This is a genomic window from Arthrobacter sp. 92, assembly GCF_050260325.1.
In the GTDB taxonomy this organism is placed as follows: domain Bacteria; phylum Actinomycetota; class Actinomycetes; order Actinomycetales; family Micrococcaceae; genus Arthrobacter.
The window spans coordinates 4,398,373-4,415,467 of sequence record NZ_CP189863.1; the positions used below are offsets into that span (position 1 = coordinate 4,398,373).

Consider the following 17,095-nt stretch of genomic DNA (forward strand, 5'->3'; position numbering starts at 1 on the left):
TCTGTTCCCGGAGGGCCCTGGCGGGGCGCCCGCGGAATAAGAGAACAGGGGTGGGTCTTCCTGACGGGGGCCGGACCGGGCTACGCTCCCCAGATGCGCCGCCACCAGGAACGTTTGGCCTCGGGCTCGGGTTGAGGCACCGCGGCGGCCGCCGCCGTCCGCCGCTCGTGCCAGCGCAGCACTTCGGTGTCGGCGTCCCGGGTTTTGGTGATGACCGGCGGGCCGCCCTGCAGTTGCCGCCGGGCATCGATGACGCGGGCGTTGAAGTCCGCCACAATATCGCGGACCTCCTTTTCCGAGAACTGCCCATCGAGCCGCTCGTCCAAGCAGGCGTCCTCCGTGCGAAGGAGGATGGCTTTGGGTCCCATTCCCGTGAGGTTTTCGCGCTGGATCAGGCCCTTGACCCACCAGTCGGGATCGTAGGCCTCCCCCAGCCCCGGTATCGGCTTGCCGGCGTACTTAAGGTTGTCGAACTTGCCCTGCGCCATGGCCTCCCGGATCAGGTACTCGGCCTTGGCGGCGTCGTCAATCTTCGCGCGCTTCTGCCGGAGCTCCTCCTCGGCCGCAGCCAGTTCGTCATTCTCCTGCGCGGTGCTGCCCGAGGCGCGGACGGCACGGAGTTCGGCGGCGCGTTCCACCCGTCGCCGGAACGCGCCGTTGGCCCCGCTGCTCATCGTCATTCCCCGCCTTCCACTGGCCCAATAAGTAGCTACCTTCCAGTATTCCGGCGTGATCCGGTGCTTTCAACGCCAAAAAAGGACAGCGGACGACGGCGGGAAGCGGGCCGCCGTCGTCCGCTTCGGTTTTCGCGGCAGCTGCCCCTCGGGCAACCCACCGTCGGGCGTTCGGCGGCCCTAGTGAAGCATCGCAGGGCGCACCCGGACGGGGGCCAGGCCGCCAATGATCAACACCGCCGTGATGGAACCGGCAGCCATGATGGAAGCCAGGACCACGATCTGGAAGCGCCCGGCCTCCAACGGAGACAGACCCCCAAAGATTGCGCCGACGAAGGCGCCCGGCAACGTGACCAGGCCGGTGGTCTTGGTCTGATCCGTGGCAGGGATCAGGGCGGAATACACGGCGCTGCGGGCTAGTTCCCGGGTTGATTGACGCCGCGTGGCACCGAGGGCAAGCCAGCCTTCCACCTCTTCCCAGCGTTCGTTCACCGATTCGGCGAACCGCCTGCCGGCAAGGGTGGCAACGGTCATCGCGTTGCCGATCACGATTCCGCCCATCGCCAGCGCATATCGGGGCGTAAAGGCCACCGCCCCCGTGATGAAGACGATGGTGAGCGTCACGCCGATGCCGGCGGCCATCGAACCACTGACAAGTCCGAGGTGGTTCCAGGACCAACCCACGCGGCGGGCCGCCGTCACCGCGGCCACTGTGAACATTACGAGCAGCGCGGCGCCGACCCACACCGGGTTGGTGATGATCCCGCCCAGGATGAGGCTGATCACGGCAAGCTGCGCAGCTCCCCTCAGGATCCCCAATGCAGGTGCCAGACTGTGCGGCGCCTTGAACCCCCGGAGGACAGCGATGCTCGTTGTCATGAGCAGGCCCACGGCGAGAAGCGTGGGGCCGATGTTGCCCGGTTCAGGCATCAAGGCGCTTCTGGACCGCGTCCGGGCATTCGTTCATGGGCCCCATTCCATCAGGGCTTGCCCCCACGCCATAGTCTCCGGCCTCGCTGCTGTTCAGGAGGCCACTGGCCACCAGATCGTCGGCCAGGCGGTGGGCGGTGCTACTGGACATGCCGGTGGCGCGGACCAGTTCGCCCAGGGACATCCACAGATGGCCCTTGGTGAACGCGTCCAGAATCCGCACCACGCGCTCAATGACGGATTCCCCGGACGTGGAGTTTGCCATCAGGCTCCCCGGAGCCCCGAGGCGCGCCCGCCGTAGTCGATGCCTATCTGGCGGGCAGCTTCCTGTAGTCGCGGGACCACCGTTCGTTCGATGTCCTCGGGGGCCGCCCGGTGCGTCTGCAGGGAGACGTTGACCGCCGCCACGGCGTCGTTGCCGCGCCACACCGGGACCGCAACGCCACGCAGGCCGTCCTCCAGCTCCTGGGACACCATGGACCACCCCTTGGTCCGTGCGCTATCCACCTCGGCACGGAGTTGGTCGAGGCTTTCAATGGAGTGTTCGGTCAGCTTCTGGAGCCTCACTGAATCGATGTACGCTTTCAGCCCGGCCTCCGGCAACGCACCAAGCAGCACGCGGCCCATGGAGGTGGCCCAGGCCGGAAACCTCGTGCCCACGGTGATAGTGACGCTGAGGAGCCGCGGCGAGGGAACACAGGCCACATACACGATGTCGGGTCCATCCAGGACGCACAGGGACGTGGTCTCGTTGAGTTCGGCGGCCAGCAGTTTGAGATGGCGTTCGGCGATGTCCGGCAGTTCCAGGTTCGCCAGGTAGGCCCGGCCAACATCCAGGGACCGTGGCGTCAGCTCGAAGAACGGGCCGTCGGCGCGGAGATATCCAAGGTCCGCCAGCGTCAGCAGAAACCTCCGGGCGGAGGCCCTGGTCATATCCGCGGCGGCGGCAACCTGGGAAATGGTCTGCCGCGGGTGGTCCGCCGTGAAGGCGAGGAGCACGTCAAAGGCCTTCTCCACCGACTTCACAAAGTACGCCGGCTGTTCATCCATGGTTCCGCTCCTCCCTCCACCGCAGCGTCGGCGGGCCTCGGCCAGCTTGTGGAAGCCGCACACTTTTCGCCTCTCTAAGAGTACGGGCCGACCGTCAGCTTCGGGCGTGTAGCTGTGCCAGTCTGGATTCCAGCAACGGACCAGCTTCGGGCGCCAGGCCAAGGATGGGAATCATGGCGGCCGCCTGTTCCCTGAGGTGATCCCACCCGTCCGCGCATTGCAGGCCTTGCTGCCGGGCACGGGCGATACTGGCCGTAGTGTGTGGGGCGTAGACGAAGTCGTACACGAAGGCGTCGTCGGCGAGCCTGGTCTCACCCCAGACCGGTCCGTCCTGGCCGGATTTTCCGATCGGTGTGGCGTTGACGATCAGGGATGCTTGCCGTGCCTCGGCCTGGGCGTCGGCCCAGGCCGAGGCCCTCGCGTCCATACCGAGATTCTCGGCAACCCGGAGCAACCGCCCGGCCGCCTGCGGATCACGGTCGGCGACGGTCACCCTTCCGGTCCGTCCGCGGAGGGCAATGAGGGCGGCCCTCGCGGCGCCGCCGGCTCCCAGCATCACCACATGGCGCCGGTGACCCCCGCCCAGCAACTGGCCGACGGCGGTGATGTCGGTGTTGTGCGCCTCCAGCCGTCCGCCGTCGCGAACCAGGAAATTGGACGCGCCGCTGAGGCGGACAGTCTCCGTGACGGCGTCCGCGGCTGCTGCCGCCCACGTCTTGTGGGGCATGGTCACGTTTGCGGCGATGACGTCGGCTTCGAGCAACCTGGCGTGAACCTCGTCCATCACGGAGCCGGCCGGAACGTCCCACGGCTCGTAGGTCCAAGTGCTGCCCAGCCGTTCGAGCACGGGGCTCCATAGTGCAGGCGACATTGCCGCGGAAGCTTCCGAGCCAATCAGGAACATCCGGGGTCCAGGCGAGTGTGCCATGAAATGCCTTTCAAGTCGCAGCGTGGTCAGTAGCTGATGTGAAGCGCCAATGAAGCACTCATTGTGAGGCGCCTCACCCTGCGCTATGCTCTTCCATAATCGCATACCGCACAGCTGTACGGTATGCGCACAAAATAATCAACAATCCTGCACACGACCTCGTCTTTCAGTGCGGAAGGACCCACACCATGACCAACATCGCTACGTCCACGACCCTCGACGCGGAACAGCGGCGGTTGAAGCGCGCCAGGAAGGCCGCGCTGGCCGCCTTCCTGGGAGGCGCGCTGGAGTACTACGACTTCTTCATCTACGCCACAGCGGCGTCGCTGATCTTTTCGAAGATCTTCTTCCCCTCCGGTGATCCCACCGTTGCACTCATTGCCTCCTTCGCCACGTTCGGCGTGGCATACGTGGCGCGCCCGTTCGGCGCCGTCCTCTTCGGCCACCTGGGCGACAAGATCGGCCGGAAATCCACCCTGGTCCTGACGCTGGTGCTGATGGGGGCGGCCACCTTCCTGATCGGCGCCCTGCCGGACTTCAAGACCGCCGGCTATTGGGCGCCGGCCCTCCTGGTGCTGCTCCGCCTGATGCAGGGCCTCTCGGCCGGTGCCGAAACAGCCGGAGCTTCGGCCCTGACCACGGAGGAAGCTCCCACCGGCCGCCGCGGCTTCTTCGCCAGCTTTGCCATGAGTGGAATTTCTTTCGGAATCGTCCTGGCATCGCTGGCCTTCCTGCCGGTGGCCGCCATGAACGAGGCGGACCGGCTCGCGTGGGGATGGCGCATCCCGTTCTGGCTCTCCATCGTGGTGCTGGTGGTGGCGTACCTGGTGCGCCGCTCGCTTGAGGAACCCGAGGTCTTCGAGGAAAAGCACGACAAGGGTGAGCTGGTGAAGCTTCCCTTCGCTAAGATGTTCAGCACCCACCCGGCCCAGTTCCTTCAGGTGGCCCTGATGTCCTTCGAAACCGTCACCAACACCTTTATGCAGTCCTTCGGCCTGGCGTATGCGGTATCCGTGGGCGTGGACGCAACCACCATGTTGTGGGTGAGCATCCTGGGCAACGTGATCGCCATCGCCACCCAGCCCCTGCTCGCCCGCGTCTCTGACAGCTTCGGGCGGCGCAAGGTGTTCGTCACCGGCGTCCTCGGTTCGGGTGTGATGATCTTCGTCTACTTCTTCGTGATTTCCACGGCAAACATCCCCATGATCTTCCTGGTCAGCACCCTGATCACGGCCGGAACGTACTCCGCCTCCAACGCCGTCTACCCGGCATGGTTCTCGGAGCTGTTCAACGTCAAGGTCCGCTACACGGGAATGGCCATCGGGCTGCAGATCGGCATCTTGTGCGCTGGCTTCACCCCGCTCCTGGGCACCGCTCTGGTGGGGGCAACCAAGGCAAACTGGGGACCCGCCGCCTGGATCGTGGCGGCTTCGTCGCTGCTGGCCGTGGCCGGCGCCCTGTGGGCTAAGGAGACGTCCAAAACCCCGTTGCGCGAGCTGGGCAACCACGTGCCCTAGGTTTTCCTCCTGCAGGCTCAAGGCAGAGCCCGGCGGCGGCAGCTAAGGCGACTGGTGGGAGAGCTCCTGACCGGATCAGGGCGCTGGCTGGGTGAACGGGACCCGCTCGAAGCTGAGCACGTCCCGGATTCCGGGGTTGCTGGTGACCTTGAGCCAGTCCTTGGCGTTGCTTGAACCGTCCACGGTGACCCGGGTCAGGTTGGCCGCAGGAGCGCCCTGTCCGTAGAAGCCCAGCCATGAGGAGCCGGCCGCCAACGGGTGGTCCTGGTTGTACACGTGGCTGTCACCGTTGATCAGGTAGACGGGTCCGCCGAAGGAGTTCGACTCCTCGATCAGCGTCTGGACCAGGGGTTTGAAAGCCCCGAAGTCCGCCTGCGACGGGGAAGTGACCGTGGGATCGAACATGTCCGCCTGGGTCATCACGACGACGGCGCGGTCACCGTTCTCTCGTGCCTTGCCGAACGTGTCCTTAAGCTCCTTGATGTCGGCGGCGGTGCGGCGGCGGACTTCGGCTTCCTGTTCGGCCGTGGGCGCCGTGTTGCCCAGGCCGGTCCAGGGGAGCATCGAGTTGTCACTGCCGGGGATGTTGACGGCGGTGAAAGCGATGCCCTTCTTCTGGAAACTGACGTTCTCGGGAAAGCCCTGGGCGGCCTGCGATTGGACCTTCATGGGCGCGCCCAGCGTGGTTCCGGGCTGCGGAAAGAAGACGTCCCTGACCTTGGCCAACCTTTCCAGGGGGTTGTAGGCGCCGTTGTTCGTCCGGTGGCAGTCGGTCCACTCGTTGTCCCCGGGAGTGTAGACCAGGGGAAGGGTGAAGGAGTCGAAGTCGTTGCGGATGCCGGCGAAGTACTGGTCGCTGCACAGCGAGGACCCGTTCTTGATGTCGCCCAAGTGTCCCACGAAGGACAGTTCCGTGTGGGCGTTGATGTCCTGGATATATGACGGAAAGGCCTGGATTTCGGCATCGCCGTAGGGGACGTCGCCGATGACGGCAAAGCTGAGCCTGCCCCGGGAGCCCCCGCCGGCGTCGTTGTCCCCTCCTGCCATCGCCGGGGGCGCCAGCAGCGACGCCGACACAACTGCTGCCGCGGCGGCCGCCATCATCACGCGGTTCATGGGACGCATCTGGTTCTCCTGTGTTCGGGGGTTCTGTTACTGGTTCTGTTCCGGGGCAAGGCTAGGAGCAGGAAGCGAACCGGACAGGTCGCGGAGGTGAATTTCCGGCGGCGCTAACCGCGGAGGCCACGGCCCCGGTGGACGCCTGTTGGCGCCACGGGAACGGCAGTAGACTAAGGCCTCTTCAGTGTGATGGCCGGTGCCTTTGGGGTGAGCACGTGCTCATAGGAGAACCAGCGAGATGACGATTCCCGGAGCTCCCCTTGCGCTGCTCCTTGCCGCCATCCTGGCTATGCCGGGGCTGACTGCCTGCAGCCAGTCACCGGAACCGCCGGAACCGCCGTCGTCGTCCGCCACGGCATCCCCGTCGGCAACGGCCGCCAGGACGTGGCTGCCGCTCGACGACTTCTATAGACCTCCGCCTGCGGTGCCGGCCGGGCCCGGCGTGCTGGTGCGCAGCGAGCCCCTCACTGACCGCATTCTCCCGCAGCAGGCGCGTGCGTGGCGGATTCTCTACACCACAACCTTCGCCGACGGCAGCCCCGCGACCGCCGTAGCCACCGTCCTCGCCCCTGCCAACCCGCCCCCGGGTCCGAGGCCTGTGATCATGTGGGAACACGGGACAGTGGGCATTGAGCAAAAGTGCATGCCGTCCGCGGTTACCGCCCCCTTCGAAGGGGTACCCGCGCTGGACAGGGTGATCACCCAGGGCTGGGTGGTTGTGGCCACCGACTACGCCCCCAACGCCCAGGGCGTTCATCCTTACATCATCGGCGAGGGGGAGGCCCGGAGCGCCCTCGACTCGGTCCGTGCAGCCAAACACATCCCCGAACTCACCCTCGGCGACCAGGCAGTGGTGTGGGGCCATTCCCAGGGCGGCCACGCAGCGCTGTGGACGGGAATAGCCGGACAGGCCTATGCTCCGAACGTCAAAATCGCGGGCGTGGCGGCAATAGCCCCGGCAAGCAACATGGTTGAGATCATGGTCCTCCATAGAGGCGATTCCTCCGGTGCCCGGCTCGGCCCGTACCTGGCCACCGCCTACAGCCAATATTTCCCCGACGTGACGTTCGACGACGCCGTCCGTCCCGAGGCGCGCGAAATTGCACGGAGAATCGCGGGCCTGTGCCAGTTCGATCCCCGGGACATCCCGACGCTGGAGAAGCTGACGAAGGACCTCAACGGCGCCCCGGTGCTGGTTGACCCGGCTGGGGGCGCCTTTGGCCAGCGCCTGCGGGAGAACGCCCCCAATGGCCAGATCCCGGTCCCGTTGCTGATCGCCCAAGGCACCACGGACGTGGTGGTGTTCCCCGAAGTCAACGACGACTACGTGAAGGAACGGTGCAGCGCCGGCCAGAGCGTCGCGTATTGGAAGGTGCGTCCAGGATCACGGGGGCATCGCGGCCCCGGACTCACCGCTCGGCGGCCCCCTGTTCACCTGGACACGGGACAGGTTCGCGGGCAGGCCCCAGGCGCCTGGCTGCGACGAGGAGATGATCGGACAGACTTAGCCGTTGCTCCTGCTCCTGCCCCCGCTCCTCAGGAGCCCGCCGTCACGCGTCTCCTAGGACGAATGAATGTTGGCCTCGTCAAGTTGCGCCAGTGTGCTGATCAACCGCGGGAGCACCTGGCTGCGCCATCCGCCTCCCATGATCCGGTGCGCGGCAACCTGGGTGGGGTCCTCCGGATTGAAGCCGTGGTGCCTGAGGTGCAGCCGGGTTCCGCTCCCTTCCGGCGTCAGCGTCCACGTAACGGTGCTGAACAGGGCGTTTCCGGAGTGGGCGTCACGCCAGGAGATCTGGAGAAGTTTGCCGGGCTCAATTGCCAGGACTTCGCTGGCCACCAGGCCGGAAAAGCCGACTGCAGGAACCGGGATGCCGCGCATCTGGAACCGGTGGCCGACAACCGGGCTGAAGTCGTTCTCCATCAGCCAACGCGCAATCAAGGCAGGATCGGACAACGCGTGCCAGACCTGTGCCGGAGGTTGCGGCAGGACCTCGTCCAGTTCGATAGCGGCCATCTGCTCCTGCATCGGGTCTCCTTCAGCTCGTCGGGTCAAGGCTCGATGGTACCGAAGACCGGATGCTGAGGAAGATTCCCGTATGGTCAAGGTCTCCCAGTCCCGAGGCGATCATGGTCTGGAACGCGTTTCTGAGGCTGGCGGAAACGGGCAGATTCAGTCCCGCATCTGCCGCTGTTTCTGAAATAAATACCAGGTCCTTGAGCTGGTTCTTAGCGGATCCGCCGCCTCCGAAATCGGCGTCGAGCCAACGCCGGCCTTTTTGCCGGAGCACTTCGGAGTCCGCCAATCCACCGGCCAGAATCGACTGGACTTTCCTGAGATCCAGACCGGAGACCTCGGCGAGCGCCATGGCCTCGGACACGGCAGTTACCGTGGCTGCCACGACAATCTGGTTGCAGGCTTTGACGGTTGATCCCGCCCCGGTTTCTCCGAACCAGACGACGGTGGAGCTGTAGAGGCCGAACAAGGGCCTGAGTTGCTCCGCTGCATCGCGGGGGCCGCCCACCATGATGCTTAGCCGGGCCTCCTCGGCGCCGATGGTGCCGCCGCTGAGCGGCGCGTCGATGACGGTCACTCCGTGCGTCCGCTGACAGTCAGCGGCGAAGGCGGCCACGGCGAGGGGCGAGACCGTGCCGTGGATGACCAGCACCGGGTTGCCGATCCCGGCGGCATTCCACCCGGCCAAGAGTCCGTCGGTTCCGTGCAGGAGCCGCTCTACGTCTGGAAGATCCGGCAGCGCGGTCAGCACCACGTCGCTGGCGGCTTCTGCCGGGGTGGCGGCCACCCGGCCTCCGGCGATTGCCTGGGCTTTGTGGGCCGTGCGGTTCCACAAGGTCAGGGGCACGCCTCCGGCGATGATGTTTCGGGCGATCGGGGCGCCCATGGGGCCTGTTCCCAGCAGGGCCACGGATGCGGGCAGTCCGGCGGACGAAAGGTCCATTGTTCACTGTCTCCTGGTTGGAAGGGGATGAGCCCGGCTTAGAAGGGGATGAGTCCGGCGAGTGCGGGGAGGAAGGTGCTGAACCAGGGAACCGCGGCCAGCACGAGGAGTCCGATGAAGAGTGCCGCGAGGTAGGGCCAGAAGTGCTTGAGGCTGTTTTCCACGGTTTCGCGGGCGGTGGAGCAGGCGACGTAGAAGCCGACGCCGGCCGGGGGTGCGAAGGATCCGATCCCCATGGAGATGATAAGCACCATGGCGTACTGCACCGGGTTGACGCCGAAGTCGGTGGCGATCGGCAGCAGCAGCGGGGCAAAGATGAGCACTGCCGGCAGGCCCTCGAGCAGCTGGCCCATGATGACGAGCAGGATCACGGTGAACAGCATGAACAGAACCGGGGAATCTCCGAGTCCGGACATCAGGTCGTGGATCTGCTGCGAGACACCGGCGAGGGCGAGGGTCTGGGCCAGGGGCGAGGCGGCGGCGATGATGAAGAGCACCATGCCCGCCGTCGTCGTCGTTTCGCGCAGGGTGTCCCCCAGGAGGCGCTTGCTGCCGCGCCGGTAGGCGGCGGCCAGGACGAATGCGTAGGCGACGGCCACAGAGGAGACCTCTGTGGGCGTGGCGAAGCCGGTGAGGATGCCCGCCACCATGCCTACGGGCAGGAGGAGGGTGGGCAGGGCGAAGAACGTCGCCGAGCCGCGTGCACGCCAGGTGGCTTTGGGGCTTGCGACCCCGCCCTGTTTGCGGGCCCGCAGGAACACGAGCGCCATGACGACGAGGGCAAGGAACGCCGCGGGAATGAAACCGGCGAGGAACAGCGTGGTGGTCGAGATGGTGGTGATGGATCCGAGCACGAGCAGCACGATGCTCGGCGGGATGGTCTCACCCATGATGGCCGAGGCAGACAGGACGGCGACCACCTCGCCGCGCGGATATTTGCGTTCTTCAAGCATGCCGCGCATGGTGGTGCCCACGGCAGCGACGTCGGCCACCTTGGATCCGGAGATGCCGGAGAAGATGTACATGGTGACCACCACCACCTGCAGCAGTCCGCCGCGCAGGTGCCCGATGAGGGCGTCGACGAGCTTGGCCAGGGGCAGGGTGAGGCCGGCCGAGTTCATGACGGTGCCGGCGAGGATGAAGAACGGGATCGCCAGCAGCACGAATCCCTTCGCCCCGGAGGCCATGCCGATCGGGATGGCGCTGACATCTGAAATGCCGCCGAGGTAAAGGTAGATCCCGGACGCGAGGGCCAGGACAAACGCGATCGGCAGGCCCAGGAAGAGCAGCAGGAACAGCACCGCGAGCACCACGCCGAGGAGGACGTTCGGCGACGCGTAGTAGAAGAGCGGCGGGGCCAGCAGGACGACGGCGACCATCGCCGCAGCGATCCCGGCGGCGGCCAGGACGGGGCGGCGTTCCTGCCGCCAGAGTTTGACGACGGCGAACCATGCGATGAGGAGCATCCCGGCAGAGAAGGGCGTCGAGACCCAGAACACGGGCAGCTGCAGAATGGGCGTCTTCTCCTCGATCTGCTGGGCGAGGGTGGGAACGAAGAGGGCGAATGCCCCGGCGCTCATCACGAAGACGAGCCAGTCGACCAGCGCGGCCAGGTACGGCTTCCACGCCGCGGGCAGGCGCATGATGAGGGCCTGCACCGACATGTGGGCGCCCTTGGGGTAGGCGATGGCACCGCCGATAAAGGCAATGGTCAGAAGCGCGATCTCCGAGACCTCCTGGGTCCAGAGCACGGAGTCGCCGGAGATGACGCGGACCGTGATGTTCAGGAGGATCACAACGAGCTCTGCCAGAATCGCCGCGCCCACGATCCACTCGAGCGTCCGGTCGAACCAGAGTCCCCCACTCCAGCGCGAAGCGACGTGACCCGAGTGCAAGATCTCTTCGGCATCGGGCGGGAGGACCTCCGTGGGTCCCGGTGAGGTAAGGGTGTGTTCCATGATGGTCCAGACTGTCGACATTGAGAGCGGGATGTAGAGGGAAGGGGCCGGGGCGCCGTTGGCGCCCCGGCCCCCGCGGGACTAGCTAGAGGCGGTGAATGCGATCGCCTGGTCGAAGAATTCCTTGCCAATGAGCTTGGAGAACTCCGGGTACAGGCTCTTTGAGGCGGCCTTGAATTCCTCGAGGCCGGCAGCGCTGACCTCGTTGGCCTTCATGCCCTTGGCAGCAAGCTCGTCCAGCTGCTTCTTGGACTGTTCGGCGTCATAACCGGTCTTGAAGGTCGCGGTCTCCACCGACGCGTCCGTGAGGGCCTTCTTCTGGTCGGCGCTCAGCGTCTCCCATTTCTTGGAGGAAAGGGCAAGCACCCAGGCGTCGTTGATGTGGTTGGTCATCGACACGTACTTTTGCACTTCCGAGAACTTGTTGGTCCAGGGCACTTCGATCGGGTTTTCCTGCCCGTCGATCGTTCCCGTCTGGAGGCCGGTGAAGACCTCGGAGAAGGCCATCGTGGTGGGGCTGGCGCCGAGCTTGCCAAAAAAGTCCGTCCAGAGCGTATTGCCCGGCACACGGATCTTCAGGCCCTTCAGGTCCGCGGGCTTTTCGATGGGCCTAACCGAGTTGGTGATCTCCCGGCCGGTCCGGGTGAGGAAACTCAGGGCGACGGTGTCCTTCGCGGCCAGCTTGTCCTTCAGTGCCTGGCCCGGCTTGCCGTCGAGGAAGGCCGCCTCCTCCTTGGTGTCCTTGAACAAGTACGGGATGCTGATGGCGTTCATCTCCGGTACCACCGAGGCATACACCGAGGTCGAGAGGATCAGGGCGTCCAGCGAACCGCCCTGCAGCCTGGTCACGGCGGCGTTCTGGTCCCCGCTGAAGCTCGTGCCGTTGGGAACCACCGTGATGGCGACGGATCCGTTGGAGGTCTTCTTGACCTGGTCGGCGAAGTGCTGGGCGGAGACCCCCACGGAGGATGTGAGCGGATCCGGAATCGACAGCTGGATCTTGGCGACCGGTGCGGCCTGGCCGCCGCCGGCTGTTCCGGCGGCGCAGCCGGCAAGGACGGATGCTGCCAGGCTGCAGGCCAGCACTCCGGTGATGGCGCGGGTCTTGGTGTTCATGCGATGCCTTTCTTCATTGGAAGGATGTGATCCGGTGTACGGAAGCAATCAGGGTGCGGGTCAGGCGCCCACGGCGGCGGCCTCGGCGATGAACGCCTCGGTTTCGCGGCGGAGCTCAAGGGCCTGGGACAGGGAGTCGTCGATGATGACGTCGTCCCAGCGGACAATCTCACCCTTGGCGATGTCGTTACGCAGTTCGACGTGGTGGGCCAGCGCAACCGGGAGGGCACCGGTGGCGACGGAGTGTTTGGCCGACACCAGCTTGCCCCAGACCGTGAAGCCGCCTTCGCCGTCGAGGAATTCACCGGCCGTAAGGTCCTTCTTCGCCGTCGCGACCACGTCGCCGAAGAACCCGGCGGGCGAACCAGTGGCAATCCCCCGGAGTTCGGCGTTGGCGATGGAGACGTTGAGCTCAAGCCCGACATAGTGGTAGGGGCGGTACAGCGCCGCGTACTGGCCGGTGGGGTCCGGGTGCCAGGGGTATTCGTTGAAGCAGCCCGAAACGTAGTCGTTCGTGGCTTTTACGACGACGAAGACGCCCTCCTGGGTGTTGTGGCTGATCCAGCTGCCTTCCCGGGTGACGCTGGACATAACGTCGACGCTTCCCTCGTGGGCCAGCGCCCCGCCCACGTCGCTCGGACGGCAGATCGTGGCAATTTCCTCGACGTTGCCGGGGGTGAAGCTCAGCCCGGAGTCGGACGGTTCCAGCCCGGCACCGTTGGCTACGGCGGCCATTTCGATTGCCGCCTTGGTCCCGTCCCGGAACGAGGTGTGCATGTAGGGGTTCAGCTGTCCGGAGTCGGTGAGCTCCTTCGAAAATTCCCAGTTTTCCCAGACGTTGTCGGGGTTCATTTCGTGATAGTGCTCAAGGTACTTGGCGCCCTTGCCGGCACAGACCACGTCAAACCCGCTGGTGCGGGCCCAGTCCACCAGTTCCATGATGAGCGCAGGCTGGTCGCCGTACGCCATCGAATACACGACGCCGGCTGCTTCCGCCCGTTTGGCCAGTGCCGGACCTGCCAGGGCATCGGCCTCGACCGTCACCATGATGATGTGTTTCTTTGTTTCAATGGCGCGGAGGGCGTGCTTGATCCCGACGATCGGGTTGCCGGTGGCCTCGACGATCACGTCGATGTCGACGTCGAACAGCTCATCAGCGTTGGCAACAATCGCCGTCGTGCGGTTCTTGAGAGCCGTGGCGATATCGGGGGCGATCTGCTCTGCGGGCCAGTCGACCAGCGCGAACGCGCCCTCGGCGCGCTTGACGTTGATGTCGGCGATGGCGACGACGTGGATGCCGGGGATGTTGTTGGCCTGCGCTAGGTACATGGTGCCGTAGCGGCCGGCCCCGATGAGGCCTACCCGGATGGGGCGGCCGTCCTGTTCACGGTCGGTGAGGAGTTTGTGAAGATTCACTGGAGTCTCTCTGATAGGCATGCGAAATGAAGAGACGCCCCTCCGCGGCCGCGGATGGCACAACTTCTCTGTCGCGATCTGGGGTGAAATTTACCCGAAGTGGAACCGGTTCCACTTTTGTACCACCCGGTGCTAAGCTGTGTCAACGGCTCCAAACGGAACGTCTTCCGCCAACTCTGGCGGTTCTAACGGTGACGCTGCCCACGAACTACTGCCTAGTGATTTCCCTCAAGGAGGAGCGGTGAAGAAGGCCCCAACCATTCGCGATGTCGCGGCGGCTGCGGGAGTCTCGGTCTCTGTGGTGTCCCGGGTCCTAAACCCGGACTCCGGGCCCGTCGCGCCGGCGAAACGGCAGGAGGTCGTCCGGGTCATCGACGAACTGGGCTACCGTCCCCGGGCAGCGGCCCGCGAGCTCAGCGCTGGCCATGCGCTCACAATCGGCCTGGTGGTCACCGACCTGTCCAACCCCTTCTTCGCCCGCCTTGCCGACCGCATCGTCTGGGAAGCCCGGAGCCACGGTGTGCAGGTTGTCCTGATGACCACCCAGGAGGACCCACACCTGGAAGCAGAGTCGCTGGACACGCTGCTGGACCGTTCCGTCAGCGGCGTGATCGCCACGCCCACGGGCGGGAACATCGAGAAATGGCAGCGCCTGCAGGACCTCGGGGTGAATGTCGTTTTCGTTGACCGGACCATCGAGGAACTCGGCGATGTCGACGTCGTCAGCATTGAGAACTTTGACTCCGCCAAGCGATCCACCGAGTACCTGATCGGTCTCGGCCACACACGGATCGCCCTCGTTACGGGCCCCCTGAGCACGTCAACGGGCAGGGCCAGGATCCGCGGTTACACCGCGGCGCACGAGAGCGCGTCCCTCCCGGTGGACCCCCTGCTGATCCGCGACGTGCCTTTCCGTGGGGACGCCGGCGGGGATGCCGTGGGCTCCCTTCTTGCCATGCCGCAGGCGCCTACGGCCCTGATCGTGGGCAACACCGCCCAGGTGCAGAGTTCCGTTCGGCGGCTAGTCCAAAGGGGGGTCCGCATCCCGGAGGACCTCTCGGTGATCGTCTTCGATGACAATCCGTGGACAGAACTGATGTCCCCGCCGCTGAGCGTGATCCGCCAGCCACTGGACATGCTCGCCGTCCATGCGCTCGAACTCGTGCTCGGACGGATGCAGGGCAAGTTCCCCGAAGGCCCGCGGCTCATCGAGGTCAAGGCCGATTTCCTGCCCCGCAACAGCTGTGCCCCGCTAGTCCACACCCCTGTCCACTAACAGCACTAAAACCACTAAGGAAAACCATGCCCGTCGTCGTCACCGCCACGTTCACGCCCAAGGAAGGGTCCTTCGACCAGGTGGTCAAGGCCCTGTCCCCGGCCATTGCAGAGGTCCATGAGGAACCCGGCTGCCTCCTCTACGCCATTCATGAATCTCCCAACGGCCAGATCCTCATGATCGAGAAGTGGGAATCCGCCGAATTGCTGGACGCCCACGGCGCGGGCGGACCGGTCCAGCGGCTCAATGCCTCCCTTGAAGGCCTGCTGGAACGCCCGGCGGACGTAATGCGCCACGAGCCCATCCCCGCCGGAACCCCGGGCCAGGGCACGCTCTAGAAGCTACCTCAGAGCTCCGGCAGCACCCGCTCGCGGACCTGCTTTCGGAGGATCTTGCCCAGCATGGAGCGCGGCATGTCCTCGATTGCCACGATGCGCTTCGGGACCTTGTAGCCGGCGAGGTGCTCGCGGCAGTAGGTGCGCAGGTCTTCCTCGTTGAGCGAAGCGCCTGCGGCGAGTTCGACGGCGGCCACCACCATCTCTCCGCCCCGCTCAAGGCGCTTGCCGATCACGGCGGCGTCCGCCACATCCGGGTGAAGCCGCAGCACGGCCTCCACTTCGGTGGGTGAGACGTTGAAGCCGCCGGTGATAATGAGTTCCTTGGCGCGGTCCACGATGGTGGTAAAGCCGTCCTCGTCCACGGTGACCACGTCGCCGGTGCGCAGCCAGCCATCCGGAGTGAGGGCCTTCGCGGTTTCCTCGGGGTTGTGCCAGTAGCCCTGGAACACCTGCGGACCTTTGATCAGCAGCTCCCCCGGCGTGCCGTGCGCCACCTCGATCGAGGGATCGTCCAGGTCCACCACCTTCATCCGCGTGGACGGGAACGGCACGCCGATAGTGCCGGTGCGGCGGGTGGGGAAGAACGGGTTGCCCATGGCCACTGGCGAGGACTCGGTCATGCCGTAGCCCTCCACAAGCAATCCGCCCGAGACGGATTCCCACAGCTCCACCACGTGGTCCGGCAGGTTCATGGCGCCGGAGATGCAGAATTTGCACGACCGCAGGGAGATGCCCCTCTCCTTGGCCGCCATGGCGGTGCGCTCGTAGATCGGCGGCACCGCGCAGTAGACCGTTGCCGGAGACTTCTTCATCGCGGCGAGCACCAGGTCGGGGTCGAACTTGGGGAACAGCACCAGCAGCCCCTGCTTGAGGATGCCGTAAGTGAGGTAAAGCGTCATGCCGAACGCGTGGAACATCGGCAGGATGGCGTAGAAGACCTCCTTGCGGTACTCGGCCCCGTGCATCCAGGCCTCGCCTTGCAAGGCGTTGGAGTAGAGGTTGAAGTGGGTCAGCATGGCGCCCTTGGGCCGGCCGGTAGTGCCCGAGGTGTATTGGATCGCGGCAAGATCGTTCACCGACGGCCGCGGGTGTCCGGCGTCGATCCGGCCATGGCTTAGCAACTCCTTCCACGCGATGGTGCCCGGCGCCGCGGCGGTGAGCGAATGCCGGGTCGCCCGTAGTTTCTTTACCGGCAGGTGCAGCGCAAGTCGTTTGACGGGGGGGAACGCTTCCAGGAGGTTGACGGAGACCACGTGATCGATTTCGACGTCCTCCGGAAACTCCCGGATGGCGGCCGCCGCCTTGTCCCAGGTGATCACTACCCGCGCCTGGTGGTCCTCGAACTGGTGGCGGAGCTCGCGGGGGGTGTACAGGGGGTTGTGTTCGACCACCACCGCGCCCAGCCGGAGCACAGCGTAAAAGGCGACGACGTGCTGCGGGCAGTTGGGGAGGATCAAGGCCACCCGGTCCCCGGCGCGCACGCCCAGAGCGCGAAGGCCTTCGGCTGCCCGGTCCACCTGCTCGCCGAGCCCGGCGTAGCTGGTGCGGCGCCCGAAGAACTCCAGCGCGGGCGCGCTGCCGCCCTCGGTCACGGACCGCTCCAGCATCGCGACAAGCGACTCTGTGGGCAGCTCGATTTCGGCCGGGACGCCCGGCTGATAGTTCTTCACCCATGGCTGCACGTCGGTATTCTCCATGGCCACATCATTGCGCGAAGTTGCGCCCAGGGTCGAATGACGGGCAGCGCTCTTCCCGGCCGCCGCACATCCACTACTGACGACGGCCGGCCGCCGGTGGTAGATTGTCGCCACGC

Annotated in this window: 15 protein-coding genes and 1 pseudogene; 4 read left to right on the plus strand and 12 right to left on the minus strand. The window is 65.7% G+C overall.

Features of this window, described 5'->3' with window-relative positions:
• Window positions 1-80: 80 nt before the first annotated feature.
• From ACP4XC_RS20450 to ACP4XC_RS20470, 5 genes are all read right to left on the minus strand, one after another.
• On the minus strand, window positions 81-674 hold the full coding sequence (locus ACP4XC_RS20450; protein ID WP_427175181.1) for a DUF1992 domain-containing protein: 594 nt from the start codon (window positions 672-674) through the stop codon (window positions 81-83).
• 180 nt (window positions 675-854) lie between these two features.
• A complete protein-coding gene (locus ACP4XC_RS20455) occupies window positions 855-1,604 on the minus strand; it encodes an ABC transporter permease (protein ID WP_427172556.1) in 750 nt (249 codons plus the stop codon).
• The gene (locus ACP4XC_RS20460) at window positions 1,597-1,869 is read right to left on the minus strand and encodes a helix-turn-helix domain-containing protein (protein ID WP_427172557.1); all 273 of its coding nucleotides are present in this window, start codon (window positions 1,867-1,869) and stop codon (window positions 1,597-1,599) included. Before ACP4XC_RS20460 ends, ACP4XC_RS20455 begins: the two co-directional genes overlap by 8 nt.
• Window positions 1,869-2,654 carry an IclR family transcriptional regulator domain-containing protein gene (locus ACP4XC_RS20465; RefSeq protein WP_427172558.1) on the minus strand — a complete coding sequence of 262 codons (786 nt, stop codon included), beginning with the start codon at window positions 2,652-2,654 and terminating at the stop codon, window positions 1,869-1,871. Before ACP4XC_RS20465 ends, ACP4XC_RS20460 begins: the two co-directional genes overlap by 1 nt.
• Before the next feature lie 94 nt (window positions 2,655-2,748).
• Window positions 2,749-3,582, minus strand: coding sequence for a shikimate dehydrogenase family protein (locus ACP4XC_RS20470; RefSeq protein WP_427172560.1), 834 nt, complete (start codon window positions 3,580-3,582; stop codon window positions 2,749-2,751).
• A 188-nt stretch (window positions 3,583-3,770) separates the two neighbouring features.
• Between ACP4XC_RS20470 and ACP4XC_RS20475 the strand changes: the two genes are divergently transcribed.
• Window positions 3,771-5,099: an MFS transporter gene (locus tag ACP4XC_RS20475; RefSeq protein WP_427172561.1), complete on the plus strand. Its 1,329-nt coding sequence runs from the start codon at window positions 3,771-3,773 to the stop codon at window positions 5,097-5,099.
• A 75-nt stretch (window positions 5,100-5,174) separates the two neighbouring features.
• Here the strand turns inward: ACP4XC_RS20475 and ACP4XC_RS20480 are convergent, their stop codons facing one another.
• Window positions 5,175-6,224, minus strand: a complete 1,050-nt coding sequence (locus ACP4XC_RS20480; protein WP_427172562.1) for a hypothetical protein — start codon at window positions 6,222-6,224, stop codon at window positions 5,175-5,177.
• A gap of 637 nt (window positions 6,225-6,861) precedes the next feature.
• Between ACP4XC_RS20480 and ACP4XC_RS20485 the strand changes: the two are divergent.
• A pseudogene (locus tag ACP4XC_RS20485) lies at window positions 6,862-7,578 on the plus strand (lipase family protein); the annotation flags it as partial.
• 201 nt (window positions 7,579-7,779) lie between these two features.
• Here the strand turns inward: ACP4XC_RS20485 and ACP4XC_RS20490 are convergent.
• The 5 genes from ACP4XC_RS20490 to ACP4XC_RS20510 all read right to left on the minus strand — a co-directional run bounded on the left by ACP4XC_RS20490 (window position 7,780) and on the right by ACP4XC_RS20510 (window position 13,668).
• On the minus strand, window positions 7,780-8,247 hold the full coding sequence (locus ACP4XC_RS20490; protein ID WP_427175182.1) for an SRPBCC family protein: 468 nt from the start codon (window positions 8,245-8,247) through the stop codon (window positions 7,780-7,782).
• Between the two features lie 10 nt (window positions 8,248-8,257).
• A complete protein-coding gene (locus ACP4XC_RS20495; protein ID WP_427172563.1) occupies window positions 8,258-9,178 on the minus strand; it encodes an NAD(P)-dependent oxidoreductase in 921 nt (306 codons plus the stop codon).
• A gap of 38 nt (window positions 9,179-9,216) precedes the next feature.
• Entirely contained in the window at window positions 9,217-11,136 is a 1,920-nt protein-coding gene (locus tag ACP4XC_RS20500) for a TRAP transporter large permease subunit (protein WP_427172564.1), read from the minus strand.
• 81 nt (window positions 11,137-11,217) lie between these two features.
• Entirely contained in the window at window positions 11,218-12,252 is a 1,035-nt protein-coding gene (locus ACP4XC_RS20505) for a DctP family TRAP transporter solute-binding subunit (protein WP_427172565.1), read from the minus strand.
• A gap of 60 nt (window positions 12,253-12,312) precedes the next feature.
• Window positions 12,313-13,668 (minus strand): NAD(P)H-dependent oxidoreductase, encoded by a 1,356-nt coding sequence (locus ACP4XC_RS20510; protein WP_427172566.1) that lies wholly within the window; start codon window positions 13,666-13,668, stop codon window positions 12,313-12,315.
• Window positions 13,669-13,909: 241 nt separating this feature from the next.
• Between ACP4XC_RS20510 and ACP4XC_RS20515 the strand changes: the two genes are divergently transcribed.
• Window positions 13,910-14,944: a LacI family DNA-binding transcriptional regulator gene (locus ACP4XC_RS20515; protein ID WP_427172567.1), complete on the plus strand. Its 1,035-nt coding sequence runs from the start codon at window positions 13,910-13,912 to the stop codon at window positions 14,942-14,944.
• Between the two features lie 26 nt (window positions 14,945-14,970).
• Window positions 14,971-15,282: a putative quinol monooxygenase gene (locus ACP4XC_RS20520; protein WP_427172569.1), complete on the plus strand. Its 312-nt coding sequence runs from the start codon at window positions 14,971-14,973 to the stop codon at window positions 15,280-15,282.
• Between the two features lie 8 nt (window positions 15,283-15,290).
• On the opposite strand, the gene ACP4XC_RS20525 is transcribed toward ACP4XC_RS20520, so the two are convergent.
• On the minus strand, window positions 15,291-16,979 hold the full coding sequence (locus tag ACP4XC_RS20525) for a long-chain-fatty-acid--CoA ligase (RefSeq protein WP_427172570.1): 1,689 nt from the start codon (window positions 16,977-16,979) through the stop codon (window positions 15,291-15,293).
• Window positions 16,980-17,095 lie beyond the last annotated feature (116 nt).